The 24,555-nt window shown below is 66.1% G+C and carries 22 protein-coding genes; 15 read left to right on the top strand and 7 right to left on the bottom strand.

Going from position 1 to position 24,555, the window contains the following annotated elements:
* Nucleotides 1–28 precede the first annotated feature (28 nt).
* The 6 genes from OTERR_RS16590 (at nucleotide 29) to OTERR_RS09705 (ending at nucleotide 6,730) form a co-directional block, all read left to right on the top strand.
* On the top strand, nucleotides 29–1,300 hold the full coding sequence (locus OTERR_RS16590) for a glycosyltransferase family 4 protein (protein ID WP_187775210.1): 1,272 nt from the start codon (nucleotides 29–31) through the stop codon (nucleotides 1,298–1,300).
* On the top strand, nucleotides 1,300–3,384 hold the full coding sequence (gene asnB, locus OTERR_RS09730) for an asparagine synthase (glutamine-hydrolyzing) (RefSeq protein ID WP_149425628.1): 2,085 nt from the start codon (nucleotides 1,300–1,302) through the stop codon (nucleotides 3,382–3,384). Before OTERR_RS16590 ends, asnB begins: the two co-directional genes overlap by 1 nt.
* A gap of 78 nt (nucleotides 3,385–3,462) precedes the next feature.
* Nucleotides 3,463–3,939, top strand: a complete 477-nt coding sequence (locus OTERR_RS09725) for a glycosyltransferase family protein (protein ID WP_054621363.1) — start codon at nucleotides 3,463–3,465, stop codon at nucleotides 3,937–3,939.
* A 25-nt stretch (nucleotides 3,940–3,964) separates the two neighbouring features.
* A complete protein-coding gene (locus OTERR_RS09720; RefSeq protein WP_054621362.1) occupies nucleotides 3,965–4,537 on the top strand; it encodes a glycosyltransferase in 573 nt (190 codons plus the stop codon).
* Nucleotides 4,534–5,622 (top strand): hypothetical protein, encoded by a 1,089-nt coding sequence (locus OTERR_RS09710; protein ID WP_156313400.1) that lies wholly within the window; start codon nucleotides 4,534–4,536, stop codon nucleotides 5,620–5,622. The genes OTERR_RS09720 and OTERR_RS09710 overlap by 4 nt, the downstream gene beginning before the upstream one ends.
* Before the next feature lie 118 nt (nucleotides 5,623–5,740).
* Nucleotides 5,741–6,730: a hypothetical protein gene (locus tag OTERR_RS09705; protein WP_149425627.1), complete on the top strand. Its 990-nt coding sequence runs from the start codon at nucleotides 5,741–5,743 to the stop codon at nucleotides 6,728–6,730.
* An 8-nt stretch (nucleotides 6,731–6,738) separates the two neighbouring features.
* Here the strand turns inward: OTERR_RS09705 and OTERR_RS09700 are convergent, their stop codons facing one another.
* From OTERR_RS09700 to epsA, 4 genes are all read right to left on the bottom strand, one after another.
* A complete protein-coding gene (locus OTERR_RS09700; RefSeq protein WP_054621359.1) occupies nucleotides 6,739–7,446 on the bottom strand; it encodes a class I SAM-dependent methyltransferase in 708 nt (235 codons plus the stop codon).
* Entirely contained in the window at nucleotides 7,427–8,275 is an 849-nt protein-coding gene (locus tag OTERR_RS09695; protein WP_246154107.1) for a lytic transglycosylase domain-containing protein, read from the bottom strand. Before OTERR_RS09695 ends, OTERR_RS09700 begins: the two co-directional genes overlap by 20 nt.
* Nucleotides 8,276–8,362: 87 nt before the next feature.
* Entirely contained in the window at nucleotides 8,363–9,823 is a 1,461-nt protein-coding gene (locus OTERR_RS09690) for an undecaprenyl-phosphate glucose phosphotransferase (protein ID WP_082396984.1), read from the bottom strand.
* Nucleotides 9,820–10,545, bottom strand: a complete 726-nt coding sequence (gene epsA / locus OTERR_RS09685; RefSeq protein ID WP_223115918.1) for an XrtB/PEP-CTERM-associated transcriptional regulator EpsA — start codon at nucleotides 10,543–10,545, stop codon at nucleotides 9,820–9,822. The genes OTERR_RS09690 and epsA overlap by 4 nt, the downstream gene beginning before the upstream one ends.
* Nucleotides 10,546–11,116: 571 nt before the next feature.
* Between epsA and OTERR_RS09680 the strand changes: the two genes are divergently transcribed.
* From OTERR_RS09680 to tilS, 3 genes are all read left to right on the top strand, one after another.
* Nucleotides 11,117–11,653 (top strand): FxDxF family PEP-CTERM protein, encoded by a 537-nt coding sequence (locus OTERR_RS09680; protein WP_054621356.1) that lies wholly within the window; start codon nucleotides 11,117–11,119, stop codon nucleotides 11,651–11,653.
* Nucleotides 11,654–11,866: 213 nt separating this feature from the next.
* Nucleotides 11,867–12,835: an acetyl-CoA carboxylase carboxyltransferase subunit alpha gene (locus OTERR_RS09675; protein ID WP_054621079.1), complete on the top strand. Its 969-nt coding sequence runs from the start codon at nucleotides 11,867–11,869 to the stop codon at nucleotides 12,833–12,835.
* Entirely contained in the window at nucleotides 12,804–14,324 is a 1,521-nt protein-coding gene (gene tilS / locus OTERR_RS09670; protein ID WP_149425626.1) for a tRNA lysidine(34) synthetase TilS, read from the top strand. The genes OTERR_RS09675 and tilS overlap by 32 nt, the downstream gene beginning before the upstream one ends.
* 46 nt (nucleotides 14,325–14,370) lie before the next feature.
* Here the strand turns inward: tilS and OTERR_RS09665 are convergent, their stop codons facing one another.
* Together OTERR_RS09665 and OTERR_RS09660 are read right to left on the bottom strand one after the other, a co-directional pair.
* Nucleotides 14,371–14,988, bottom strand: coding sequence for a response regulator transcription factor (locus tag OTERR_RS09665; RefSeq protein WP_149425625.1), 618 nt, complete (start codon nucleotides 14,986–14,988; stop codon nucleotides 14,371–14,373).
* Nucleotides 14,985–17,105, bottom strand: coding sequence for a sensor histidine kinase (locus OTERR_RS09660; RefSeq protein WP_149425624.1), 2,121 nt, complete (start codon nucleotides 17,103–17,105; stop codon nucleotides 14,985–14,987). Before OTERR_RS09660 ends, OTERR_RS09665 begins: the two co-directional genes overlap by 4 nt.
* Nucleotides 17,106–17,365: 260 nt before the next feature.
* Between OTERR_RS09660 and OTERR_RS09655 the strand changes: the two genes are divergently transcribed.
* The 4 genes from OTERR_RS09655 to OTERR_RS09640 all read left to right on the top strand — a co-directional run bounded on the left by OTERR_RS09655 (nucleotide 17,366) and on the right by OTERR_RS09640 (nucleotide 22,031).
* Entirely contained in the window at nucleotides 17,366–18,727 is a 1,362-nt protein-coding gene (locus OTERR_RS09655; protein WP_054621106.1) for a dicarboxylate/amino acid:cation symporter, read from the top strand.
* Nucleotides 18,728–18,858: 131 nt separating this feature from the next.
* On the top strand, nucleotides 18,859–19,857 hold the full coding sequence (locus OTERR_RS09650; protein ID WP_054621081.1) for a TRAP transporter substrate-binding protein: 999 nt from the start codon (nucleotides 18,859–18,861) through the stop codon (nucleotides 19,855–19,857).
* 165 nt (nucleotides 19,858–20,022) lie between these two features.
* A complete protein-coding gene (locus OTERR_RS09645) occupies nucleotides 20,023–20,745 on the top strand; it encodes a TRAP transporter small permease (RefSeq protein ID WP_054621082.1) in 723 nt (240 codons plus the stop codon).
* Entirely contained in the window at nucleotides 20,745–22,031 is a 1,287-nt protein-coding gene (locus OTERR_RS09640) for a TRAP transporter large permease (protein WP_149425623.1), read from the top strand. The genes OTERR_RS09645 and OTERR_RS09640 overlap by 1 nt, the downstream gene beginning before the upstream one ends.
* A 121-nt stretch (nucleotides 22,032–22,152) precedes the next feature.
* Here the strand turns inward: OTERR_RS09640 and OTERR_RS16725 are convergent, their stop codons facing one another.
* Nucleotides 22,153–22,212 (bottom strand): hypothetical protein, encoded by a 60-nt coding sequence (locus OTERR_RS16725; protein WP_425466035.1) that lies wholly within the window; start codon nucleotides 22,210–22,212, stop codon nucleotides 22,153–22,155.
* Nucleotides 22,213–22,906: 694 nt separating this feature from the next.
* Here OTERR_RS16725 and ndk point away from each other — a divergent pair.
* Entirely contained in the window at nucleotides 22,907–23,332 is a 426-nt protein-coding gene (ndk, locus tag OTERR_RS09630) for a nucleoside-diphosphate kinase (RefSeq protein ID WP_054621085.1), read from the top strand.
* Nucleotides 23,333–23,420: 88 nt separating this feature from the next.
* The gene (gene rlmN / locus OTERR_RS09625) at nucleotides 23,421–24,551 is read left to right on the top strand and encodes a dual-specificity RNA methyltransferase RlmN (protein WP_054621086.1); all 1,131 of its coding nucleotides are present in this window, start codon (nucleotides 23,421–23,423) and stop codon (nucleotides 24,549–24,551) included.
* Nucleotides 24,552–24,555: the final 4 nt, after the last annotated feature.

The raw sequence follows: 24,555 nt of genomic DNA, 5'->3' as shown, positions 1-24,555 counted from the left end.
ACGCACCGCCCCCGTACCGAGAACCGCCATGGACACCCCGAACCAGGCCACAGCCCCGCCCGCGAACGGCGCGCCGCCCCGCGTCGTGGTCATGCTCGGCACCGATTTCACGGCGCTCGGGGGCATCACCGCGGTGCTGCGCACCTACCGGGACGCCGGGGTGTTCGCCACCTGGCCGGTGCGGTTTCTTGCCACCTACCGCAACCGTTTCCCCGGCGACCGGCTGGGCACCGCGCTGCTCGCCCTGGGACACTTTCTCTCCTGGCTGCTGACCGGGCAGGTGGCCGGGGTGCATGCCCATACGGCGGGGCGAGGCAGTTTCTGGCGCAAATCGGTGTTTCTCCTGCTGGCCCGGGCCTGGGGCCATCCCACGGTGCTGCATCTGCACGACGGCACTTTCCCCACCTGGGTGGCGAGCCTGAGGCCGTGGCAGCGCCGTGCCGTGCGCGGGGTGCTGGAGGGGGTCAGCCAGGTCTGGGTGCTCACCCCGGGCTGGCGCGGGGCCATCGCCGCCCTGGCGCCCCGGGCCACCTTCCGGGTGCTGGCCAACCCGGTGGAGTGGCATCCGGGAGCACAGGCGGCGCGGGAGCGGGAGTTGCAATCGGCCAGGCAGGCGCAGGCAGGGGGGGGCAGGGCCGGGACCGGGCAGGGGCGTCTGCGGGTGTTGTTTCTCGGCCGCCTGTGGCGGGAAAAGGGCGTGTTCGATCTGGTTGAGGCGGTGGGGGTCGCGGTGGCTCGCGATCCCTCCCTGGCCGCCACCTTGCGGGTGACGTGCGGCGGCGATGGCAATGCCGCGCCGTTGCTGGCACGGGCCCGCCAGCTTGGGGTGGCGGAGTGTTTCGCCTTCCCCGGCTGGGTCGAGGGGGCGGCCAGGGAAGCCCTATGGGCGGCTACCGATCTGTTCGTCCTGCCCTCCTATTTCGAAGGCTTGCCGATGGGGGTGTTGGAGGCCATGGGGCGGGGCATTCCGGTGCTGGGGACGCAGGTTGGCGGCATCCCCGATGCCCTGGGCGCGGCCGAGGCGGCGCCGGATGGCCCTGACGCGGCGTTGGCCGGTCTGCTGGTCGCCCCGGGCGATGTCGCTGCCCTGGCGACGGCCCTGGCCGATCTGGCGGCGGATGGGGCCCGGCGTGCCCGGCTCGGCGCGGCCGGGGAAGAACGGGTCCGGACCGTCTATGCTAAGGAACGGGTACTGGCCGAGATGGCGCGGCTGTACCGGGAGTTGGGCTGGCTGCCCGGCATCCCGGCCGGCGGCGCCCTGGATGCGGCGCCGGGAGCCCCAACCGTGGAGCCTTCGTGATGTGCGGACTATGCGGATTCGTCCTGCCGGCTGACACCTCCGCCTTGATGGCGCAGGAAGGGGCTGGCCATGTCCGGGGGCGCCACGACCCGCTCCGGGTGTTGGCGCGCATGGCCGCCGCCATCGCCCACCGCGGTCCGGACGACGAAGGCTTCTGGTTCGACCAGCGCAGCCGGCACGGCCGGGACATCCTGGTCGGCCTGGCCCATCGCCGCCTGGCCATCGTCGACCTGACCCCGGGCGGACACCAGCCCATGCTCTCGGCCGACGGTCGCTACGTGCTGGTGTTCAACGGCGAGATCTACAACCACGCCGAACTGCGCGAGGAGCTGGTGCGCGACGGGGTGCGCTTCCGCTCCAGCAGCGATACCGAGGTGCTGGTGGAGGCCATCGCCGCCTGGGGGACCCTGGCCGCCTGCCGCAAGGCTGTCGGCATGTTCGCCTTTGCCGTGTGGGACCGGCGCGACGGCACCCTGACCCTGGCCCGGGACCGGCTGGGCAAGAAGCCCTTGTACGTTTATGCCGCCCCCGGCGGCGGCCTGGCTTTCGCCTCGGAACTCAAGTCCCTGTGGGCCCTGCCGGGCTTCGCCCCGGCCATCGACCGGCAGGCCCTGGGGGAATTCTTCCGCTTTGGCTACGTGGCCGAGCACGCCGCCATCTTTGCCGGCGTGAGCAAGGTGCTACCGGGCACGGTCATGACCCTGGGCCCCGAGCTGAGCCAGGCAGCGCGCAGCATCGCCTACTGGCGCCTGGTCGATGCGGTGCTGGCGGGCAAGGAAGCGCCCATCGGCGATCCGGAAGAGGCCCGCCAGGGGCTGCTCGAACGGCTGCGCCTGGCCACCCGCAGCCGCATGCTGGCGGACGTGCCCCTGGGGGCGTTCCTCTCCGGCGGCATCGACTCCGGCCTGGTGGTGTCGTTGATGCAGGAGCACAGCCCCCGGCCGGTGCGTACCTTTTCCATCGCCTTCGCCGACCAGCTCTACGACGAGGCCCCGGTGGCCCGGGCGGTGGCCCGCCATCTGGGCACCGAGCACAGCGAACTGCGCGTGACCGAGGCCGAGGCCCAGGATGTGGTGCCCCAGCTGCCGCAGATTTTCGACGAGCCCTTTGCCGACGCCTCCCAGATCCCCACCTACCTGCTTGCCCGTCTGACCCGCAGCCAGGTCACCGTGGCCCTCACCGGCGACGGCGGCGACGAGCCCTTCGGCGGCTACGCCCGCTACCGCAGCCAGTACGGCCTGGCCGGCGCACTGCATCACCTGCCTCATGCCCTGCGCGCGCCCCTGGCCCGGGGCCTGGGGGACGTGCCGGGCCAGGTCTGGGATTCCCTGTCGCGGGCCTTGCCGGCCCGGCGCCGGCCGCGCTTTCTCGCCTCGAAGGTGGCCAAGCTGTCCCGCTCCCTGGCCCTGGACGACCCGGGGCGGCGTGCCCAGGCTTTTCTGTCGTTCTGGGAGCCCGAGACCCTGGTGCCCGGCTGGCTGCCGGACGCGTCCCGGGACGGGGATTTCTACGTCTGTCCGGGCGTGCTCGCCGGCGATGCGGCGGAGGCGATGCAGTTCTGGGAAATCCTCCACTACCTGCCCGGCGACCTGCTTGCCAAGGTGGACCGAGCCACCATGGCCGTGGCCCTGGAGGCCCGTTCGCCCCTGCTCGACCACCGGGTGGTGGAGTATGCCTGGCGCCTGCCCTCGTCGATGAAGGCGAGCCGCGGCGCCACCAAGCGGATCTTGCGCGAGTTGCTGTTCGGGTTCGTCCCGCGGGAGATCGTCGATCTGCCCAAGCAGGGTTTTTCGGCGCCGATCGGGGCCTGGCTGGCCGGCGATCTGCGCGGCTGGGCCGAGGCGGTGCTGGCGGCGGGGCGGCGGCGCACGGCGGACCTGCTCGACTGGCGGGCCATCGACGGCGCCTGGCAGGCCCACCTGGCCGGGCGGGCCGGTCAGGCGGAAAAGATGTGGTCGGTGCTGATGTTCTGCGCCTGGCAGGAACGCTGGCTGGGGCCGCAGACGATGGGCGCCGATCCAGCTCCTGGCCGGATCGCAAGCATGGACGGGCCTCGGCAAGAGGCCATGCTGGAGAACCAATAGGGACGCGGGGTTTCAAGGGTATGCCCTGGAGAAGCCCGCCAGTCGTGGGGTTTCGGGGGTGGGGTGCAAGGAGTTGTGATGGACGCGAAGAAAAAGAACGGCCGGCCCCGGCGGGTGCTGGCGGTGGCCTCCGGCGGCGGCCACTGGGTCCAGTTGCGCCGCCTGATCCCGGCGGTGGCCGGCAGCGACGCGGCCTTCGTTACCGTGCAGGCCGAATACGGCAGCGACCTGCCCCCCGATTGCCGCTTTTATTGCGTGCGCGATGCGACCCGTTGGGATCGCTGGGGGCTGCTGGTGCTGTGCTTCCAGCTGCTGCGCATCCTGCTGCGCGAACGGCCCGACGTGGTGCTGTCCACCGGCGCCGCCCCGGGCTACCTGGCCCTGCGCCTGGGCAAGCTGTTGGGCGCGCGCACCATCTGGCTGGACAGCATCGCCAACGTCGAGGAAGTCTCCCTGTCGGGCCGGCGAATCGGCCCCCATGCCGACCTGTGGCTGACCCAGTGGCCCCACCTGGCCCGGCCGGAAGGCCCCCATTACCTGGGGTCGGTGCTCTAGGCCCGACGGATGACAGGAGAGCGACATGGGTGCGATCACCGATCTGCGTAGCGACCTGTGGGGCGGACTACCGACCCAGGAAGGGGGGCACATGCCCCTGGTGTTCGTCACGGTGGGCTCCCAGATGCCCTTCGACCGCCTGATCCAGGCGGTGGAGCGCTGGGCGCTGCACCAGCCCGAGGTGAAGGTGGTGGCCCAGATCGGGGCCTCGACCCTGGCGCCCCGGGCCATGGAATGGGTGCGGAACCTGGACCCGGCGCGCTTCGACGCCCTGTTCCGCCGCGCCGACCTGATCGTTTCCCACGCCGGCATGGGCACGGTGATCAGCGCGGCCGAACGGGCCAAGCCGCTGATCGTGCTGCCGCGGCGGGGGAGTCTCAAGGAAACCCGCAATGATCACCAAGTCGCCACGGCCCGGTGGCTGACCGAAAAGCCCGGTATCCGGGTGGTGATGGATGAGGCGGATCTGGCGGAAGCGCTGAATCGGTGGCAGGAGATCCTGCCGCCCCAGGCTATCCGCGGCGTCGCGTGCGACGACCTGATCGAACATATCCGCGACTTTATTTCGGGCGAAGCCAGTGAAAGGAAACCGAAATGACACCCCAACCCTTAGGCGCCTCGCGGCGCTGCGGCCAGGCTCCGGCGGCGGGGCGACGGCTGGCCGCGTCCGCGCTGCTCTTGGCCGCAGTAACGCTAGCTTTCCCGGCGACGGCCGCGCCGAAAAAGAACCAGACCTCGGGCTCCACCACAACCACCACGACCAGCCCGAGTACGAGCACCAGCACCAGTACGAGCACCACCACCACGACTACGACCACCTCCACCTCGACGTCCACCACCGAGCCCTATCTGAGCACCACCACCTCGTTTACCGCCACCTATCCCTACAGCGTCCTGGTCAACGGGGCGCCTGTCGCGGTGAGCATTGGCGGGGTGCAACGCACCTACGATTTCGGCGGTGGCAAACCTTTCGTCAATCCCTACACCGGGGTGCCGGACATGGCCACCTTCAACCTGTGGTTGCCCACCTCGGGGGCGACGGTGCTGGTCGGTTCCAAGATCCTCAGCGACGGCTACCCGCCGCGCATCGATCGGCGCAGCGGCACCACGGTGCTCGGCACCCTCGCCGGTGACCAGCCCTTCGCCGGGCGTTGCCGCACCCAGATGATCTCGTTTGCCGTGCCGTCCCGGCGCAAGGCCTATTGGGTGTTCGACGTGCAGATGGGCTCGACGGATGCGGGCTACGAGTGGGTGCTGACGCCTAACGGGGTGAGTCCGGTGTTGATCTGGGAGCTGAAACCCGGCGACAACGTGGCGGCCCTGACCGTGAACGTGGATACGGACCCGGCCAATCCGGGATCGCTGATGATGTTCTTCGGCTACCGGGGCGGTACCGAGGCCTCGACCCGGGTGGGGAGCGTGTCCGGTTTGCCGCGCCACCAGCCGATCCACATCGAGATGGAGGCCTACCTGGACGAGCGCTATCCCAGTGCCGGGGGCATGGGCTACTGGAAGGTCTGGGTGGGGGGCAAGCAGGTGGTGAACCTGACCGGGCCGACCCTTAATTCCCTGGCGACCACTCCCCATACGTCGATCATCGGCAATTACCTCTACAACGATCCCTGTCCGAACACCCTGAGCCGCTACACCTTCTGGAACACGGCCCGCATGATCGTGCAGTGAAAAATCGGCCGGTGCGTCGCCGGCTCCCTGGTGCAGGCGCTGGAACGCGCTACTGGCCGCGTTCCAGCGCCTGGTTTCCATGAGGAGCCCGGGCCACGGCAAGCGAAAGGATGTGGACATGAAGCCCTGTTTTTCTTCACGGCGGCGGTGCCGGGTGCCGGGGGGCGGTGCGGCGGCGCTGCTCGTCGTTTTATGTGTGGCCTTGCTGGCGGTGGCGCCGCCGGTGCCGGCCCAGATGCAGTTGCAGCAGAGCCTGACCCAGTCCGAGCCCTACCTGAATACGACCCCGGCGTTTACGGCCAAGTCGCCCTACCAGGTGCTGGTCCAGGGCAAGCCGGTGGCGGTGAACATCAGCGACAAACCGCGCACCTTCGATTTCGGCGGCGGCAAACCCTTCGTCAATCCGATCACCCTGGTGCCGGACATGGCCACCTTCAACCTGTGGCTGCCGACCACGGGCGCGACGGTGCTGGTAGGGGCCAGCATCCTCAGTGACGGCTACCCGCCGCGCATCCAGCGTCGTTACGGCACCACCATCCTCGGCACGATCATGGGCGACCAGCCCTTTGCCGGGCGTTGCCGCACCCAGATGGTGTCATTTGCCGTGCCGTCGCGGCGCACGGTGTCCTGGGTGTTCGACGTGCAGATGGGTTCGACGGATGCGGGTTACGAGTGGGTGCTGACGCCCAACGGGGTGAGTCCGGTGCTGATCTGGGAACTGAAACCCGGCGACAACGTGGCAGCCTTGACCATCAACGTGGATACCGACCCCCGCACGCCCGGGGCGCTGATGATGTTCTTCGGCTACCGGGGCGGCAAGGAGCCGTCGTCCCGGGTCGGCACCGTCTATGGATTACCGCGCCACCAGCCGATCCATATCGAGATGGAGGCCTACCTGGATGAGCGCTATCAGGCCGCTGGGGGATCGGGCTACTGGAAGGTCTGGGTCGCAGGCAAGCAAGTGGTGTGGCTGATTGGCCCGACCCTCAATGCCCTGGCCACCACCCCTCACACCTCGATCATCGGCAACTACCTGTACAACGACCCGTGCCCCAATTCCCTGACCCGCTACACCTTCTGGAACACGGCGCGGATGATCGTGCAGTGACTCATCCTTCAGCCCGGCAGCGGGCTGGCTTCCCGAATGGCGATCAGGGATTTGGGCAGGCCGAAAAAGCGCTCGGTGACCAGCCGGGCCTCCGGAAAGAGGTGGGCGAAGCGGCGTCGGTCGAGCAGCCGGGCGCTTTCGACCTGGCGGCAGGCCGCGTCCACTGTGGCGCAGCGTTCCATGTTGCCCAGGCTGTAGCGCAGCACCAGGGCGATCCGCCATGGCTCGGGCAGCCAGTGGAAGCAGGGGGTCATCCAGTGGGGCTCCAGGGGGAACCAGAAGTTGGGGGTCTGGACGAAATAGCTCTCGGCCAGGCGCCGGGTTTCCCGGGCAAAGGCCTCCATCCGTGCCCAGTCGCCAACGTGCTCGATCACCGAGTTGGAATGGGCGATGTGGAACGCCCCGTCGGCGAATTCGTCGAGCCGGCAGCCGTCGCCCTGGTGGTAGTGGAACGTGTCTCCCGCCGTGGCGGCAGGGCCGGGGGGCTGCAGGTTGACCAGGGTGACCTGGGCCCGGCATTCGGCCAGGAGCCCGGCAGGCAGGATGTTCCAGTAGGCCCGGGTGCCGCCCACGTCCACGATGCGGACTTCGCCGTGGCGGGCGTGGGCCTGGCGAATCAGTTCGACCAGGGGCGCGATGCGCTTCTGCCGCAACCGGGTGGCCAGGGCCGCCGGATTGTCGTAGTCGGTGATCTGCCTAGTGATCCGGGCGGTCATTCCCATGGAACTCTCCCAAGGACGGGGTGGCAGCGAGGGGGCCGAGATGGCTGCCGGGGTCGGCCGGGCGTTGCCGCCAGGCCGCCAGGGCGCGCGGGTCCAGGTGCCAGGCGGCGCTGTCGGCGGCGGCATCGATCTGCCAGGGGGTGCGCCGCCAGGCGCTGAAACGGGTCATCACTGCCGGCACGTACTGGCGGGTTTCGGCATAGGGGGGGATGCGATTGCCGTAGCGGCGCACCGCGTTCTCGCCGGCGTTGTAGGCGGCCAGGGCAAGATCGAGTCGGGCGGGAAACTGGTCGAGCAAGTCGCGCAGGTACCGGGTGCCGGCGCGCAGGTTGTCCTCGGGGCGGACCGGATCGGGGCGGCCGCCGTAGCGCCGGGCGGTGTCCGGCATCAGTTGCATCAATCCCTGGGCCCCCTTGGGCGAACGGGCATCGGGGTGGTAGTTCGATTCGACCGCCACCACGGCGTGGATCAGGGCGGCATCCACCCCATGTTCCCGGGCGGCAGCAGCGATTTCCCGGGCGTAGGGGCGCTGGGCAATGGCCGGCTGGATGGCCAGGCCGCCGCCCGGATGGGCCGTGGCTCCCCCAGGGGAAAAGCTACGGGAGGAGGTAGCGGTGGCGGCGGCGGGAATGGTGGCCCGGTATGGGGCCTGGGGGGGCAGGGTGAGGCGGTAGGGGGCCGATGGGTCGGAGGGCGCCTTGGCGGCCTTGGCCATCTTGGTTGCTTTGGCGGTGCTGGCCGGGGCCGGGCGGTCGGCCCAGACGGTAGTGCTGACCGCCAGTAACGGAAACAAGAGCGCCAGGGCGGCTGCGGTCGAAAACACCCGCTGCGACGCAGCGGGCCGTGACGCCGGAGGGGGGCGGAGGCAGCGGAGAGCGCGGCGCATCATGGCGGAGCCTCACCGTGGTCCTCAATAGGCCTGCTGGTCGCGGAACATCACCCAGACGGTCTTGAGGATGATGAACAAATCGAGGCGCAGGGACCAGTTGCGCAGGTAGTCCAGGTCGTAGTCGATGCGGGCGCGCATCTTCTCCAGGGTGTCGGTCTCGCCCCGGCAGCCGTTGACCTGGGCCCAGCCGGTGATGCCAGGCTTGACCTTGTGGCGGATCATGTAGCCCTTGATCAGCTTGCGATACAGCTCGTTGTGGGCCACAGCGTGGGGACGTGGGCCGACGATGCTCATGCGCCCCTGCAGCACGTTCACGAACTGGGGCAGCTCGTCCAGGGAGTTCTTGCGCAGGAAGGCGCCCAAGGGCGTGATCCGGGCGTCGTGCTTGTGGGCCTGGTCGATGGTGCCGCCGTCCTCGCAGACCACCATCGAGCGAAATTTGTAGACGATGATCTCCTGTCCGTCGAGACCGTAGCGGCGCTGGCGGAAGATCACCGGCCCTTTCGAGGTGAGGCGCACGGCCAGGGCGATGAGCAGCAGCAGGGGCGAGATCAGGACCAGGATCAGGCTGGCCAGCACCACGTCCGAGAGCCGTTTGACGAAACCGTTGGCCCCGGTGAAGGGGGTTTCGCACACCGCCACCACCGGCATGTCGCACATGCTGTCCATGCGCCCCTGGATCAGGTCGGTGAGAAAGATATCGGGGACGAAGTAGATCGAGGCGGTGGTGTCGCGCAGTTCGTCGAGCAGTTGCAGGATGCGCGGCTGGGTGGCCATGGGCAGGGACAGGTAGAGGATCTGCACCCGGTTGTGCTTGACGAACTCGGGCAGGTCGCGGATCGCGCCGAGCAGGGTGAAATCCCCTTCTTCGGCGATGCGCGCCGGGTGGCGGTCGTCGAAAAAGCCCAGCACGGAAACGCCGGAGTAGGGGTTGGCGGCGATGCGCCGGGCCAGCTCCGCCCCCTGCTCGTTGATGCCGACGATGATCGCCCGCCGTGGGGCCTGCTGGGCCAGCATCAGGCGCGGGGCAGCCAGGCGAAAGACCAGGTGGCTGGCCACCAGGCTGATGGGCGCCAGCCACAGCCAGGTTTCGATGGTGCGCGGCTCGAACTGATGGATGTAGCGGGTGGCGTAGCCGCAAAAGAGGATCAGGGAGGTGATCACCACCCAGGAGGTGAGGATGCCGCGCAGGGCCCGGGTCCAGGGCTGGCGCAGCCGCGATGGCCCGGGAAAAGTGACCGAGAACAGCACCAGGGAAACGATCAGGATCGGCGGGGTCAGCGCGCCGTTGACGCGCACGTCCACGACCCACAGGGTAAGCACCAGAACCAGGGGTTCGAGCAGAGCCTCGATGATCGACAGCACGTTGTCCCGGCCCAGGCCCGGGTAGGCCGGCCGGCGGAAACGGCTGGAATGGGAATGGGAGTGGGGCGGCGGCACCGAGGCCGCCGCCTGGAGGGCGGGGTCGGTGGTGGTGTTCATTTGTAGAGCTTCGCGACGGCCTGGGCCCGATTGAGCACATCGAGCTTCTTGAAGATGCGCTGCAGGTGGTTCTTCACCGTGAAGGCGCTGATGTCCAGGATCATGCCGATCTCCTGGTTGGTCTTGCCCTTCATCACCCATTCCATGATCTCCAGTTCGCGGCCGCTCAAACCGAAGTCGTTGGTCAGCTCGGCATCGTCGTCCCGCTCCACCGGCTGTTGGGCGGGCAGGTGGCTGACCTGGCGCAGGGCCGTGTCCAGGTAGGGCAGCAGCACTTGCAGGGCGTCCCGGCAGCGCGGTTCCTGCAGCGGACTGGCACCGAGGATGACGTAGAGGCAGTCGTGCTGGCCCCGCTCGTCCTTGATGCCGTGCACCAGGGCCGAGCTGCTCTTGGCGAGCACCTTGGCCACATCGGGGCTGGCGGTCACATCCTGCAGGCACTCGTCCTGGGGATTGACGCAGATCGGGGTGCGGGCGGTGTGTTCCCAGCGGCTGAACAGGCGGCTGAGAATCGGGCAGATCTCCCGGTCCTCCAGTTGCACGGTACGCAGGCCGGGCAGGGACGACACCACGTCGAAATGGATGACGCCTACCGCGAAGTTGCCCCAGGCGGCGATCGCCACCTGGTGGGGCAAAAAGCGTTGCAGGTCACCCTGGAGCCACTCAAAGAGCTCCAGGTGCCGACGCACGGCAAGGGAGTCCCTCACCAGGCGCAGAAACATGCCTAGCTCATCGACCGAGAGGTGAGAGAAAAATGACATGGCGTCTTGAGAGGGCAATCCCCGGGGCCGAAGCTCGGAGGTTGATGTTATTGATCGGTGTAGCCCTGCTGCCGGCAAGGTCTTACCCTGATCAGATAACAAATTGCGCTCGATCGACATGGCCCGATCGGACTATTGAGGGCCGCCACCCGGAGTGGGCTTAGACGGCGAATCGCCTTGGCGCAAGGACAAAAAATGCCCGGCGGCAAAGGCAATGATCGACCCTGAACACGCGGCGCCCGGCCAACCGGTGGCACCTGGGGACATGCCAAGGCGTGATGGTGCGCCCATCTGTCCTGCTCCCACTGCTTTATTTGCCCGCCGCCTGCCTTTGGGGGTCTAGTGCGGTCGGACTATTTCTTGGCTCCCTGCTGTCATCTAACTTTAGCTGTAAGTCGGCAGTTGGAAACCCCAACTGTGCGGCGAGCGTGATTTTCGAGCGGTTGGAATCCCGAAGTAAGCCAGAGCCCCTGCTGGAAAGGGGCTGGGGGCAAGGGTTTTCCGTTCTTTGCGTGGCCCAAGGAGAGTCAACATGTTCAAAAAACTTGTTTTGGCCGGGATCATCTCGGCTGCATGCACCACGGCGGCATTCGCTGCGACTGGCCAGACGTATACGACCAGCGTTTCGCCTGGCTCGCCGATCGTTTACAACTTCAACCATGCGGGTGAAAGCGGTTCGTTCTTCGATACCCTCAACTTCAACCTGACGGGCACCGGGATCGCCGCGTCTGCGGTATCCATCCAGTTGGGCAATGGCGGATCGATCTTCGGCATCTCCAATCTGACCGGCACCCTGTGGGACAACTTCCACCCCCTGGGTAACTTCACTTACGGCACCTTCCCCGGCAATAACGGAACCTTCACCTTCAACCTGCCCGGATCGGGCCAGTACCACATCGACTTCACCGGTGACATCACCGGCGCGGCCGGCGGTTCATATCTGGTCAGCGTGGCGGCGGTTCCCGAACCCGCCGAATGGCTGATGATGCTGGGCGGCCTGGGCATGCTCGGCGTGGTGGCGCGGCGCCGGCTGCGTCTCAACTCGGGGTTTGCGGCGATGCCTGTATGAGGACCTGAGCTGTATGTGTATTGCCGCATCCGGCGTGGCGGGACGAGGGAATTCGTCCCGCCACGTCTTTTTGTCCCGCCCCCCCCCCCCGGCAAACCGCTTGTCGGCCAGGCCTGGCGCGGACTGTGCGGAAAGGGCGGTTGAATGGCCCGATTCGGGTAAAATGGGCGCCCCTCTCAAGTCAGCCTCCCTTGCGGGAGCAGTCTGCTGCTGATGAAAACCAGCTTTCTAGAATTCGAACAACCCATCGCCGAACTCGAAAACAAGATCGAGGAACTGCGCTTCGTGCAGGAAGACTCGGCGGTGGACATCTCGGAAGAGATCGAGCGCCTGTCCAAGAAGAGCCAGACGCTCACCAAGGACATCTACGCCAAGCTTTCCTCCTGGCAAACCGCCCAGGTGGCGCGCCACCCGCAACGCCCCTACACCCTGGACTACGTCTCGCGCATCTTCACCGATTTTGAAGAATTGCACGGCGACCGGAGCTTTGCCGACGACAAGGCCATCGTGGGCGGCCTGGCCCGCTTCAACGGCCAGCCCTGCGTCGTCATCGGCCACCAGAAGGGCCGCGACACCAAGGAAAAGATCTTCCGCAACTTCGGCATGCCGCGCCCTGAGGGCTACCGCAAGGCCGAACGGCTGATGAAGCTGGCGGAAAAGTTCCAGATCCCGGTGTTCACCTTCGTGGACACCCCGGGCGCCTACCCCGGCATCGACGCCGAGGAGCGGGGTCAGTCCGAGGCCATCGGTCGCAACCTGTACGTGATGGCCGAACTGAAGACCCCGATCATCGTCACCATCATCGGTGAAGGCGGTTCCGGCGGCGCCCTGGCCATCGCCGTGGGTGACGTGGTGCAGATGCTGCAGTACTCGACCTACTCCGTGATCTCCCCCGAAGGCTGCGCTTCCATTCTGTGGAAGAGCGCCGACAAGGCCAACGAGGCGGCCGAAACCATGGGGATCACCGCGCCGCGGCTGAAGACCCTGGGGCTGATCGACAAGATCGTAAACGAGCCTGCCGGCGGCGCCCACCGCGACCATGCCGCCATGGCCCAGACCCTCAAGAAGTCCCTCCAGGACGCCTTGAAGCAGGTGTCCGGCCTGTCCACCACCGAACTGCTGGAAACCCGCTTCGACCGACTGATGGCCTATGGCCGATTCAAGGAAGAAGAGCCGCGCTGATCCGCTCGGCGACCTGAGCGGTCGCCCGGCGGCCACGCCCGACTCTGCTTCTGCAGCGGCTTCCCGGCCCGCCGTTCCGGCCGATGGAGCCAATGGGACCGCTGCCCCGGTGGCGCTCCCGGCGCCTAGCCTGGCCGCCCTGGCCGGTCTGCCCGACCATCTCGCCGCTTTCCTGCGCGCCCGCCTGAAACCCGACGCCTCGTTGTGCGTGGGGCTTTCCGGCGGGCGCGATTCCGTGGCCTTGCTGCTCCTCTGCCATACCGTATGCCGCAAGGCCGGGCCGCATGGTCTGGGCGGTTTGCGCCTGTCGGCCCTGCACGTCCATCACGGCCTGACCGCCGAGGCCGATCACTGGGCCGACTTTTGCGCTGACTTGTGCCGGCGCCTGGATATTCCCCTTGCAGTGGTGCGCGTCCAGGTACCCCGCAACCACCCGGCTGGCCTGGAAGGCGCGGCCCGGGAGGCGCGCTACGCCGCTTTTCTCGCCAGCGGCGCCGATGCCTTGGCCCTGGCCCACCACCAGGACGACCAGGCCGAAACCCTGCTGTTCCGCTTGCTGCGCGGCAGTGGCGTGAACGGCGCGGCGGCCATGGCCGCCGAACGCCGGCTGCCCCGGCCCGCTGGGGCGCCCCTGCTCCTGCTGCGCCCCCTGTTGCAGACGCCCCGGGCCTTGCTGCAGGGGTGGCTGGAGCGCCAGGAGGGGGCGGCCTGGATCGACGATCCGAGCAATGCCGATACCGATTACGCGCGCAATTTCTTGCGCCAGGACATTCTGCCCCGGCTGACCGGCCGTTTCCCCCGGGCGGGCGCCACCCTGGCCCGGGCCGCCGGGCACTTTGCCGAGGCGGCGGCGCTTCTCGACGAGCGCGCCGAAGAGGATGCCGCCCAGGCCCGCACCCCGTCCGGTCGGCTTGCCGTGGCGGCGTTGGCGGCCTTGTCGCCGGCGCGGCGGCGCAACCTGCTGCGTTACTGGCTGCGTTGCGCCGGGGCGCCCATGCCCGACGAGGCGGTGCTGGCTGAAATGGAGCGCCAGTTCATCCACGGTCACGGCGATGCGCCGCGCATCAAGCTGGGGCGCCACCAGGTGGCGGCGTGGCGGGGCGAGCTTTACATCGAGCTGTTTCCAATTATCACCACCCCGGAAACCCAGGACTGGCGCGGAGAAGCAGAGGTACCCTTTGGGGATGGGCGTGTTTCCTTCGTCTCCGGGCAGGGCATCGGGATTCGCGCGTCCCTATTGGGTTCCGGCGGGGTGCTGCGGGTACGCCATTCCCGGGATTTGTTGCGCCCGGCGCCGGGACGGCATCGCCGCGATGCCCAGCGCTTGTTTCAGGAGGCCGGGGTGCCGCCCTGGCAGCGCGCCTTGCTGCCGGCCCTGGCAGTCGATGAGCGCCTGCTCTGGCTGGCGGGGGTCGGGGTCGATGCCGATTGCCTGGCTGGTCCGGACGAGCCGGGCATCCTGCCGGTGTGGGTGCCGGCGGCGGGGTAGGGGGCCCGGGGCGCACGCGCCACCGCACGGTGGCCCGGGGCCCGACTTAGGGGGCTGATCGCCCTTCCGTGGCCGATTGCAGCAGACGGGCCAGTTCGACGGCGGTGCGCACGCCCATCTTGTCGAGCAGGTTGGCTCGGTGCACTTCCACCGTGCGCATGCTGATCGACAGTTCGTCGGCGATCACCTTGTTGTACTTGCCGGCCAGGATCAGGTCCATGATCTGCCGCTCCCGGGGGGTGAGGGCGTCGAGCTTGTGCCGTATCGAATCCGAGGCGGTTTCCTGGTCGCGGCGGCGGGCGTCGTTTTCCAGGGCTTCGATCACCCGGTTCACCAGGTCGTTGTCGTTGAAGGGCTTTTCGAAGAAATCGAAGGCGCCCTTCTTGAGGGCGCTGACGGCCATGGGCACGTCGCCGTGGCCGGTGAGAAAGATCACCGGCAGGGGGAAACCCTGTTCGCTGAGCAGGTTGAACAGTTCCAGGCCGCTCATGCCGCCCATGCGGATGTCCAGCACCAGACAGCCGGCCCGGGCCTGATCCACCGCCTGGTGGAAGGCTTCGGCCGAGTCGTAGCCTTGCCAGGCCAGGCCGCGGGATTGCAGCAGCCAGCCGAGGGCGTCGCGAATGGCTTCGTCGTCGTCGACGATGTGGACGGTTCCGTTCATGGCGTGGCGTTGGGGGTCGAAGTGGGCGGAGAGGCAGGGGAGGACACGGGGGCAGAAGCGGGGGGCGAAAGCGAATCAGGCGCCATGGTAGCGCCCTCCCGAGGCAGGCGGAAGGCAAATACGCTGCCGCCCCCCTCGCGCGGCTCGAGGCTGAGGTGGCCGTGGTGCGATTCGATGATCGAACGACAGATCGGCAGGCCCATGCCCATGCCCTCGGCCTTGGTGGTGTAGAAGGGGGTGAACAGGTTTTCGGCCTGCTCCGGTGGGATGCCGGGGCCCGAATCCTCGACCCGCACCTCGATCTGGCTGCTGTCGTCGCTGGCCCGAACATTGACCCGGACCCGGCGGCGGTGCAGGGGCTGGTCGGAGACGGCCTCGACGGCGTTGCGCAGCAGGTTGATCATCACCTGGCCGAGCAGCAGGGGGTCGCCTTCCACCGGCGGCAGGCCCCGGGCGAGGTTCAGGTTGAGGACGACGCCGCGCTGCTTGGCTTCGGCTTCGAGAAAGCCGGCGGCCTCTTCGATCACCTCGTCCAGATGCACGGCCTCTTGCTGGGGCGCGCTCTTGCGTACGAAGTCGTAGATGCGCCGGATCACCCGGCCGGCCCGCTGGGCCTGGGCGGCCAGCTTGTCGATGACCGCCAGCAGGGCCTGCCGGTCAGGTGGCCGATCCTCCTGGCGCAGCATGTTGGCGCAGCCTGCCGCGTAGCTGGCGATGGCCGAGAGGGGCTGGTTCAGTTCATGGGCCATGGTGGAGGCCATTTCCCCCATGGTCACGAGGCGGGCGGTCTGCTCCAGTTTCTCCTGCTGCTGGCGCTGCAGGGCCTCGATGCGCTTTTTCTCGGTGATGTCGAGCACCGAGCTGATCCAGCCCCGTTGCTTGCCCGAGGCGTCGATCAGCGGGGTGGCGTACACCATGGTGTGCACCATGTGCCCGTCCTTGTGGCGGATGCGCGATTCGAAACCTTCCTGGGGGGACTGACCGGCCAGCACCCGGGTACTCTGGAACTCGTGCATGTCCATCTGATCGGGATCCCAGTAGGGCATCGGTGGCCGGGTGCCGATCAGTTCGTCGGGGGAATAGCCGCTCATGCGGCAAAAGGCCGGGTTGACGTAAATGATCCGTCCGGCCATGTCCCGGGCGCGCATGCCGACCATGGTCGAGTCTTCCATGGCTTTACGGAAGGCGTGTTCCTCGCGCAGGGCCTGTTCGGCTTCGAGGCGGCGCAGGATGTGGCCGCGGATCGCCCACAGGCTCCAGGAAACGGCGGCGGCCAGGACCACGATCACGGCGGCGAGGAGCCGCTGGGCCATGTTGCCCGGCGTGCTGTAGGTGGCGGCTTCGAGCACCATGCCGTGGCCGGGCGGGTCGAAGGGGATGCGGTAGTCGAGCCCCAGCTCGCCGACGATGTTCGATTTGGCCGCCAGCACGGCGCCGTTGCCGTCGAGGATGCGGAACTGGTACTTCTCGGCGAACCACCAGGGCACTACCGAATTGAGCAGGTTGTTGAGGGAGTAGACCCCCACCAGCATGCCGCTGACCTGGCCGTTGCGGAACACCGGCACGTAGATCTCGATCTCGGTGCCGCGTTGGGGAACCGAGTAGGGCTGGCCATAGACGGGTTTGCCCAGTTTGCGCGCGGCGTCGAAGGCGCTGGCCAGGGCCGAGTTCAGGCTGGTGTCGCCAAAAGGCTCCAGGACCTGGCGGCCGGTGGTGGCACTCGGCACCGCATCCAGGAGGCGGCCCTGGGCGTCGAGCCAGAGCACCTGTTCAAGCTCGGCGTTGTTCTTGACCAGGTGGCGGGTGCGCACCTGGAAGGTGGAACCGGGCCGGGCGTCCTGGGTCAGATCGAGACCGAGCTGGGAAAGCTGGTCGTCGATGCCCGAGAGGTGGAAGCGCAGGTTCTGCTCCATCCACAGGATGTCCTTGATCAGGGCGGTGCGCTGCTCGTCGAGTTCGTTGCGGTGCAGGATCCACAGCAGGCTGATCAGGGATACCACCAGTAGGCCCATGGCCAGCTTGGGCATGAGCAGGTAGGTGCCGGCCCAGTGGTGGCTGGGCGCCGTCGGCGGGAGGGCCGGCTGGCCGGCGATGGGGGGGGCGTCGTGCTCACTCATATGGCCGCAATTTTAGGGGTTGTTCGCCGCCTTCGGGCGGATTGGCTCCCAAGGCTGATTTGGGAAGGGGGAAGGGCACGGGGCGGCAGGGTTGCGGTTGACCACAATAGGGTTGACCACAATGGCTACGGTCATATGGCTGCAACACAATTCGCACCCGTATTGCTGCGGCTTCCGGGTTTCGAACCCACCGTCCCGCACGACGGCGAGGAGTAGGGAAGCGGTGGCGTTTCGTCATCCAGTCAGTGCGGGAGGTCATCGTGGTTCCCGAATCCAAGCCCAAGCCCTTTTACAAGCGCCTGTATTTCCAGGTGCTGGTCGCCATCGCCATCGGCGTTTTCCTCGGTTCCGCCTATCCCGATACCGGGGCGGCGATGAAACCCCTGGGGGATGGCTTCATCAAGCTGATCAAGATGATGATCGCCCCGATCATCTTCACCACGGTGGTGGTGGGCATCGCCAAGATGGGCGACATGAAGGAAGTGGGCCGGGTCGGCCTGAAGGCCCTGGTGTACTTCGAAGTGGTGACCACGGTGGCGCTGGCCATCGGTTTGGTGGTGGTCAATGTGCTCAAGCCGGGGGCCGGCATGAACGTGGATCCGGCCCACTTGGACACCAAGGGCATCGCCGCCTACGCAGAGGCCGCCAAGCACCAGAGCACCACCGAGTTCCTGATGAACATCATCCCGAACACGGTGGTCGATGCCTTCGCCAAGGGTGAAATCCTCCAGGTGCTGCTCTTCTCGGTGCTGTTCGGCCTGGCCCTGTCCCGCCTCGGCAACCGGGTCGAACCCCTGGTCAAGGTGCTCGACCAGCTGTCCCAGACCCTGTTCGGTGCCATCGGCATGATCATGCACTTCGCCCCCATCGGCGCCTTCGGTGCCATGGCCTTCACCGTGGGCAAGTACGGCATCGGGTCGCTCAAGCAGCTGGGCTTCCTGATGGCCAACGTGTACATCACCTGTTTCCTGTTCGTCTTCGTCGTCCTCGGCGCCATCGCCCGCTACAACGGCTTCAGCCTGTGGAAATTCCTCAAGTACATCCGCGAGGAAATCCTCATCGTGCTCGGCACCTCGTCGTCAGAGTCGGCCCTGCCGCGCATGATGACCAAGATGGAAAACCTGGGCTGCCGCAAGCCGGTGGTCGGCATGGTGATTCCCACCGGCTACTCGTTCAACCTGGACGGCACCTCGATCTACCTGACCATGGCAGCGATCTTCATTGCCCAGGCCACCAACGTGGATCTGACCCTGTGGGAAGAGCTGACCATCCTGGCGGTGCTGCTGCTTACCTCCAAGGGGGCTGCAGCGGTCACCGGCGGCGGCTTCATCACCCTGGCGGCGACCCTGGCCACCCTGGGCGGCAAACTGCCGGTGGAAGGGCTGGCCCTGCTGCTCGGCGTGGACCGCTTCATGTCCGAAGCCCGGGCCATCACCAACCTGATCGGCAACGGCGTGGCCACCGTGGTGGTTTCCCGCTGGGAGAACGCTCTCGACAAGAAGCGCATGCAGCGGGTGCTCGATGGTGACATGAGCATCGACCCCGAGGACGTGGCGCAAATGGATGCCGAAGAGCTGGCCGAGGCCGAGCCGGCGTTGATGAGGCCGCGCCAGAGCGCCTGATTCTGTGGTCGTAGCGGTAAAAGGCGGGGTGATATGTGGATATCCACAGTAGAACCCCGCCTTTGCTTTGCGGAATACTCCGCGCGCTGGAGTTGATTCCGCATGAAGAAACTATTTCTGGAGGAGAGAAGATGAAAATTTCCAAACTGCTGACCGGTCTGATGATCTGTGCGCTGCCCCTGGCGGCCGTGGCCCAGACCCCCATCGTCATCAAGTTCAGCCACGTGGTGGCGACCGATACCCCCAAGGGCAAGGCTGCCGAGTTCTTCGCTAAGCGCGCCAATGAGCTGACCAAGGGCAAGGTGAAGGTCGAGGTCTACGCCAACAGCCAGCTGTACAAGGACAAGGAAGAAATGGAAGCCCTGCAGCTGGGCGCCGTCCAGATGCTGGCCCCGTCCCTGGCCAAGTTCGGTCCGATCGGCGTGAAGGAATTCGAACTCTTCGATCTGCCCTACATCTTCGACAACTACGAAGAGCTGCATAAGGTGACCTACGGCCCCGTCGGCCAGCAGCTGTTCTCCAAGCTCGAGCCCAAGGGCATCAAGGGCCTGGCGTTCTGGGACAACGGCTTCAAGTCCTTCTCCGCCAATACTCCGATCAAGACCCCGGCCGACCTGCGCGGCAAGAAGATGCGCATCCAGTCTTCCAAGGTTCTGGAAGAGCAGATGCGTGCCCTGGGTGCCCTGCCCCAGGTGATGGCCTTCTCCGAGGTGTACCAGGCCCTGCAGACCGGCGTGGTTGACGGTACCGAGAACCCGATCTCCAACCTCTACACCCAGAAGATGCATGAAGTGCAGAAGCATCTGACCCTGACCGAGCATGGCTACCTGGGTTACGCGGTGATCGTGAACAAGAAGTTCTGGGACGGCCTGCCCGCCGACGTGCGCGGCCAGCTGGAAACCGCGATGAAGGAATCCACCCAGTACGCCAACAAGATCGCCAAGGAAGAGAACGACCAGGCCCTGGAAGGCGTGAAGAAGTCCGGCAAGACCCAGGTCTATGTCCCGACCAAGGCCGAGCGTGATGCCTTCAAGAAGGCCCTGACCCCGGTGCACCACAAGATGGAAGGCCGGATCGGCAAGGACGTGATCGAAGCGGTCTACAAGGAAACCGGCTTCACCGCCAACTAAGCGGCAACTCGGGCCGCTCGCCGGCCCCCAACAGAGTCGCAATCGCTTCAGGCTCGTTGCCCGGGACGCTCGTCCCGGGCGCGGGTCTGACATAAATCACCGATCCGGTTATCTCCTGTCGCAATGGCCCAACGTAGGTCGTTGCCCGTCGGGAGGAGTGTGCTCATGAATAAGTTACTTAACCATCTGGAAGAGCTGATCATCACCTTCCTGATGGGGGCTGCGACCCTCATCATTTTTGTCTCGGTGATGCACCGCTATGCCTCCGGCTATGACATTCCCGTGGTGCAGGACTGGCTGCTGTCCCTCAACTTCGGTTGGGCTCAGGAGCTGTGCATCATCATGTTCGTGTGGATGGCCAAGTTTGGCGCCGCTTACGGGGTGCGTACCGGCATCCACGTCGGCGTCGACGTGCTGATCAACAAGCTCTCGGAAAAGAACCGTGGCCGCTTCGTCATGTTCGGTCTGGCGGCCGGCGCCCTGTTTACCGGGGTGGTGGGCACCCTGGGCGGGACCTTCGTCTGGGAAAACGGCGCGCACCACGCCATCTTTACTTTCCTCGGCCTGGATGTGGGCGACGTGCCGGAAGGCCCGACTACGCCCGACCTGGAATGGCCGACCTGGATCGTCTACTCCGCCATTCCCCTTGGCTCCAGCCTGATGTGCTACCGCTTCCTGCAGGTGCTCGTCACCTTCTGGAAGACCGGCGAGCTGCCCCACCACGACCATGGCCACGTTGAAGGCCTGGAAGAAGAGTTGGGCGACAGCCCGGTGCTGGTGGGCGAAGCTTTCGAACTCGGCGAAGAGCGCGAACACGGCCACGCCGGTTTGTCGGACAAGGAATGGGCCAAGCGCCATCCGCATAACACGAAGGAGGGCGACAAGTAATGAACGCCGCCATCATTTTCGGTCTGCTGCTCGCCCTGATGCTGACGGGCATGCCGATCTCCATTTCCCTGGGTCTGACCGTACTGACCTTCCTGTTCACCATGACCCAGGTGCCCATCGAGTCGGTGGCCCTGAAGTTGTTCACCGGTATCGAGAAGTTCGAGATCATGGCGATCCCGTTCTTCATCCTGGCGGGTAACTTCCTCACCCACGGTGGGGTGGCGCGGCGGATGATCAACTTCGCCACGTCCATGGTCGGCCACTGGCATGGTGGTTTGGGCATGGCTGGCGTGTTGGCCTGCGCCCTGTTCGCCGCTGTGTCCGGCTCGTCCCCGGCGACCGTGGTGGCGATCGGTTCGATCCTGCTGCCGGCCATGGTCAAGCAGGGCTTCCCCAACCGTTTCGGCGCGGGCGTGATCACCACCTCCGGTGCCCTGGGCATCCTGATTCCCCCGTCCATCGTCATGGTGATGTACTCGGTGGCCACCAATACTTCGGTGGGTGCCCTGTTCATGGCCGGTGTGGTGCCGGGCCTGATGCTGGCTACTTTCCTCGGTGCCACCACCTGGTACCGGGCGTGGAAGAACGGCTACCCGCGCATGCCCAAGGCCACCTGGGGCCAGCGTGGCAAGGCCCTGCGTGATTCCATCTGGGGGCTGCTGCTGATCGTGGTGGTGATGGGCGGTATCTACACCGGTATCTTCACCCCCACCGAAGCTGCCGCCATGGCCGCTGTGTATGCCTTCTTCGTCGCCGTGTTCGTCTATCGCGACATGCCGCTGAAGAAGGTGCCGAAAGTCCTGATGGACTCGGCCAACATGTCGGCGATGCTGCTCTACATCATCACCAACGCCGTGCTGTTCTCGTTCATCATGACCAACGAGAACATCCCGCAATTCCTCGCCGAGTGGCTGCTCGACAAGGGCCTGGGCCAGATCACCTTCCTGCTGGCGGTCAACGTGCTGCTGCTGCTGGCCGGTAACGTGATGGAGCCGTCCTCGATCGTGCTGATCATGGCGCCGATCCTGTTCCCGGTGGCGATGAAGCTGGGCATCGACCCGATCCACCTGGGCATCCTGATCACGGTGAACATGGAAGTGGGCATGTGCCACCCGCCGGTGGGTCTCAACCTGTACGTGGCCTCCGGCATCACCAAGATGGGGATTACCGAGCTCACTGTGGCCGTCTGGCCGTGGCTGCTCACCATGCTGGTGTTCCTGGCCCTGGTGACCTACGTGCCCTGGATTTCCCTGTGGCTGCCGCGGACCTTGGGGATGATTTCCTAACGGCTCCTCGCCGCAGAAAGCAAAAACAGTTTGCGTTGAGTTGGCGCGCGCCCGGGCAACCGGCGCGCGTTTTTTTTATTGAAAAACCCAGCGCTCGGCGAGGTCCGGGGTGAAGGAGGCGTCAGGCATCCCGGCGGCGTCGGCGCCCGATGGCGCCGAGGATGCCGATGCCGGCGAGCATCATGGCGTAGGTTTCCGGCTCGGGAACGGCGCTGATATTCATCACCAGGTCGTTGTAGTCCTTGTCCGAATGCCGCAGGTTCAGGTCCTCCCAGTACAGACGGAAGGAAGAGGGGCCGATCTGCGTCCATTTGGCGTTGTGGCCCAGATCGGAGTAGGTCTGGCCGGTGTTGACCACATGTAGCCAGAAGCGCAGCGATTCGGTCAGGGAGGTGTTGTTGACGACGATCGATCCTAGAGGGCTCTTGTTGGTGAACAACAGGGAGCGGCTGCCAAAGATTCCCACCGACATGAGCGCATCGTCCGTATAGGCGGCCAGACCGCCTTCGAGGCCGATGCTCCACTTGCCGAAACCCAGGCTAGGGGCCGAGATCAGGGTTTCACCTGCCGGAACGGTCCAGTGCGCGCCATCGGGGGAGGGGACGGCTGCGCCTGCCTGCCCTCCGGCCAGAAGTGCGAGAGTCGCCGCCAGGGCGGCAAGGGGCTTTTTCATGAGGGAACCTCCGTGCAGCGGGGATCTAATCCCCGTTTTGGCATACGGATGGCATAGTCTCAATAGTCCGCTCGGGCTAATCCCCGCTCCGGCCGGCCCACACGGGGCGTTGCACTTTTGTACTGGGCCGCAGGCTTAGTTCTGGTGGGAAAACCTGATAAAATCAAGCGTTTCACTCACCAATCGACTCTGGAGCTTTCCCATGGCCATCGAACGTACCCTGTCCATCATCAAACCGGATGCCGTCGCCAAGAACGTGATCGGCAAGATCTATCAGCGTTTTGAAGATGCGGGGCTCAAGATCATCGCTTCCAAGATGGTTCACCTGTCTGAAGTGGAAGCCGGCCAGTTCTACGCTGTGCACAAAGAGCGCCCCTTCTTCAAGGATCTGGTTTCCTTCATGATTTCCGGCCCGGTGATGATCCAGGTGCTGGAAGGTGAAGGCGCCATCGCCAAGAACCGCGACCTGATGGGCGCTACCGACCCGAAGAAGGCTGCCCCGGGCACCATCCGCGCCGACTTCGCCGAGTCCATCGACGCCAACGCCGTGCACGGTTCCGATGCCCCCGAAACCGCCGCCGTGGAAGTGGCTTTCTTCTTCCCCGGTATGAACGTCTACTCCCGCTAAGGAGCTGACGCGGGCGCATTCCGGCGGTGCCCTGGCGGCACCGTTGGAAGGCGCCCGAAGTGTTTTTTGGATGTAGCGAATTTCAGTTATGCAAAACCTGCTCGATTTCGACGCCGATGCCATGACCGCCTGGTTTGCCGCCCGGGGTGAGAAGCCCTTTCGCGCCAAACAAGTGCTGCGCTGGATCCACCGGTTCGGGCAGAGCGATTTCGATGCCATGACCGACATCGCCAAGAGCCTGCGCAGCATGCTCCAGGCAGAGGCGGTCGTGAAGGCGCCGGCCGTGGTATCCGACAAATTGTCGGAGGACGGCACGCGCAAGCTGTTGCTCGATGTGGGCAACCACAACGCGGTGGAGTCGGTGTTCATCCCCGAGGACGACCGGGGCACCTTGTGCATCTCCACCCAGGCGGGCTGCGCCCTGGATTGTGCCTTCTGCTCCACCGGCAAGCAGGGCTTCAACCGCAACCTCGACGTTTCCGAGATCATCGGCCAGTTGTGGCAGGCCAACCGCCTGCTCGGCGCCGATCCCAAGGGCGAGCGCATCATCAGCAACGTGGTGATGATGGGCATGGGCGAACCCCTGGCCAACTTCGACAACACGGTGGCGGCCCTGCGCCTGATGCTCGATGACAACGCCTACGGCCTGTCGCGCCGCCGTGTCACCGTTTCCACCTCCGGCCTGGTGCCGGCCATGGACAGGCTGCGCGATGAATGCCCGGTGGCCCTGGCCGTGTCCCTGCACGCGCCCAACAACGCCCTGCGCGACGAGCTGGTGCCGATCAACCAGAAATATCCCCTGGCCGAGCTGATGGCGGCGTGCAACCGCTACCTGGAAAAAGCGCCTCGTGACTTCGTCACTTTCGAGTACGTGATGCTCGACGGGGTCAACGACTCCGAGGCCCATGCCCGCGAACTGGTCGCGCTAACCCGGGATGTGCCCTGCAAATTTAATCTGATCCCGTTCAATCCCTTCCCGGGATCGCCGTTCCGCAAGTCGCCTGCACCGCGCATCCGCCGCTTCGCCGAGATCCTCATCCAGGCCGGCATCGTCACCACCACGCGCAAGACCCGCGGCGACGACATCGATGCCGCCTGTGGCCAACTGGCGGGTCAGGTCAAGGACAAAACCAAGCGCACGGCCCAATTGGCGGCCAAGGCCGCCGCCGAAGCCGGTGGTACCGCTCCGATCATTCCCATCACGGAGATTCGTGGATGACCCC

Source organism: Oryzomicrobium terrae (assembly GCF_008274805.1).
Taxonomy (GTDB): Bacteria; Pseudomonadota; Gammaproteobacteria; order Burkholderiales; family Rhodocyclaceae; genus Oryzomicrobium; species Oryzomicrobium terrae.
This window is presented reverse-complemented; position numbering and strand designations above follow the sequence as displayed.

Coding starts and splice junctions, on each gene's coding strand:
- OTERR_RS16590 (WP_187775210.1), top strand. CDS start 29: ATGGACACCCCGAACCAGGCCACAGCCCCGCCCGCGAACGGCGCGCCG.
- asnB (WP_149425628.1), top strand. CDS start 1,300: ATGTGCGGACTATGCGGATTCGTCCTGCCGGCTGACACCTCCGCCTTG.
- OTERR_RS09725 (WP_054621363.1), top strand. CDS start 3,463: ATGGACGCGAAGAAAAAGAACGGCCGGCCCCGGCGGGTGCTGGCGGTG.
- OTERR_RS09720 (WP_054621362.1), top strand. CDS start 3,965: ATGGGTGCGATCACCGATCTGCGTAGCGACCTGTGGGGCGGACTACCG.
- OTERR_RS09710 (WP_156313400.1), top strand. CDS start 4,534: ATGACACCCCAACCCTTAGGCGCCTCGCGGCGCTGCGGCCAGGCTCCG.
- OTERR_RS09705 (WP_149425627.1), top strand. CDS start 5,741: ATGAAGCCCTGTTTTTCTTCACGGCGGCGGTGCCGGGTGCCGGGGGGC.
- OTERR_RS09700 (WP_054621359.1), bottom strand. CDS start 7,446: ATGACCGCCCGGATCACTAGGCAGATCACCGACTACGACAATCCGGCG.
- OTERR_RS09690 (WP_082396984.1), bottom strand. CDS start 9,823: ATGAACACCACCACCGACCCCGCCCTCCAGGCGGCGGCCTCGGTGCCG.
- epsA (WP_223115918.1), bottom strand. CDS start 10,545: ATGTTTCTGCGCCTGGTGAGGGACTCCCTTGCCGTGCGTCGGCACCTG.
- OTERR_RS09680 (WP_054621356.1), top strand. CDS start 11,117: ATGTTCAAAAAACTTGTTTTGGCCGGGATCATCTCGGCTGCATGCACC.
- OTERR_RS09675 (WP_054621079.1), top strand. CDS start 11,867: ATGAAAACCAGCTTTCTAGAATTCGAACAACCCATCGCCGAACTCGAA.
- tilS (WP_149425626.1), top strand. CDS start 12,804: ATGGCCGATTCAAGGAAGAAGAGCCGCGCTGATCCGCTCGGCGACCTG.
- OTERR_RS09665 (WP_149425625.1), bottom strand. CDS start 14,988: ATGAACGGAACCGTCCACATCGTCGACGACGACGAAGCCATTCGCGAC.
- OTERR_RS09660 (WP_149425624.1), bottom strand. CDS start 17,105: ATGAGTGAGCACGACGCCCCCCCCATCGCCGGCCAGCCGGCCCTCCCG.
- OTERR_RS09650 (WP_054621081.1), top strand. CDS start 18,859: ATGAAAATTTCCAAACTGCTGACCGGTCTGATGATCTGTGCGCTGCCC.
- OTERR_RS09645 (WP_054621082.1), top strand. CDS start 20,023: ATGAATAAGTTACTTAACCATCTGGAAGAGCTGATCATCACCTTCCTG.
- OTERR_RS09640 (WP_149425623.1), top strand. CDS start 20,745: ATGAACGCCGCCATCATTTTCGGTCTGCTGCTCGCCCTGATGCTGACG.
- ndk (WP_054621085.1), top strand. CDS start 22,907: ATGGCCATCGAACGTACCCTGTCCATCATCAAACCGGATGCCGTCGCC.
- rlmN (WP_054621086.1), top strand. CDS start 23,421: ATGCAAAACCTGCTCGATTTCGACGCCGATGCCATGACCGCCTGGTTT.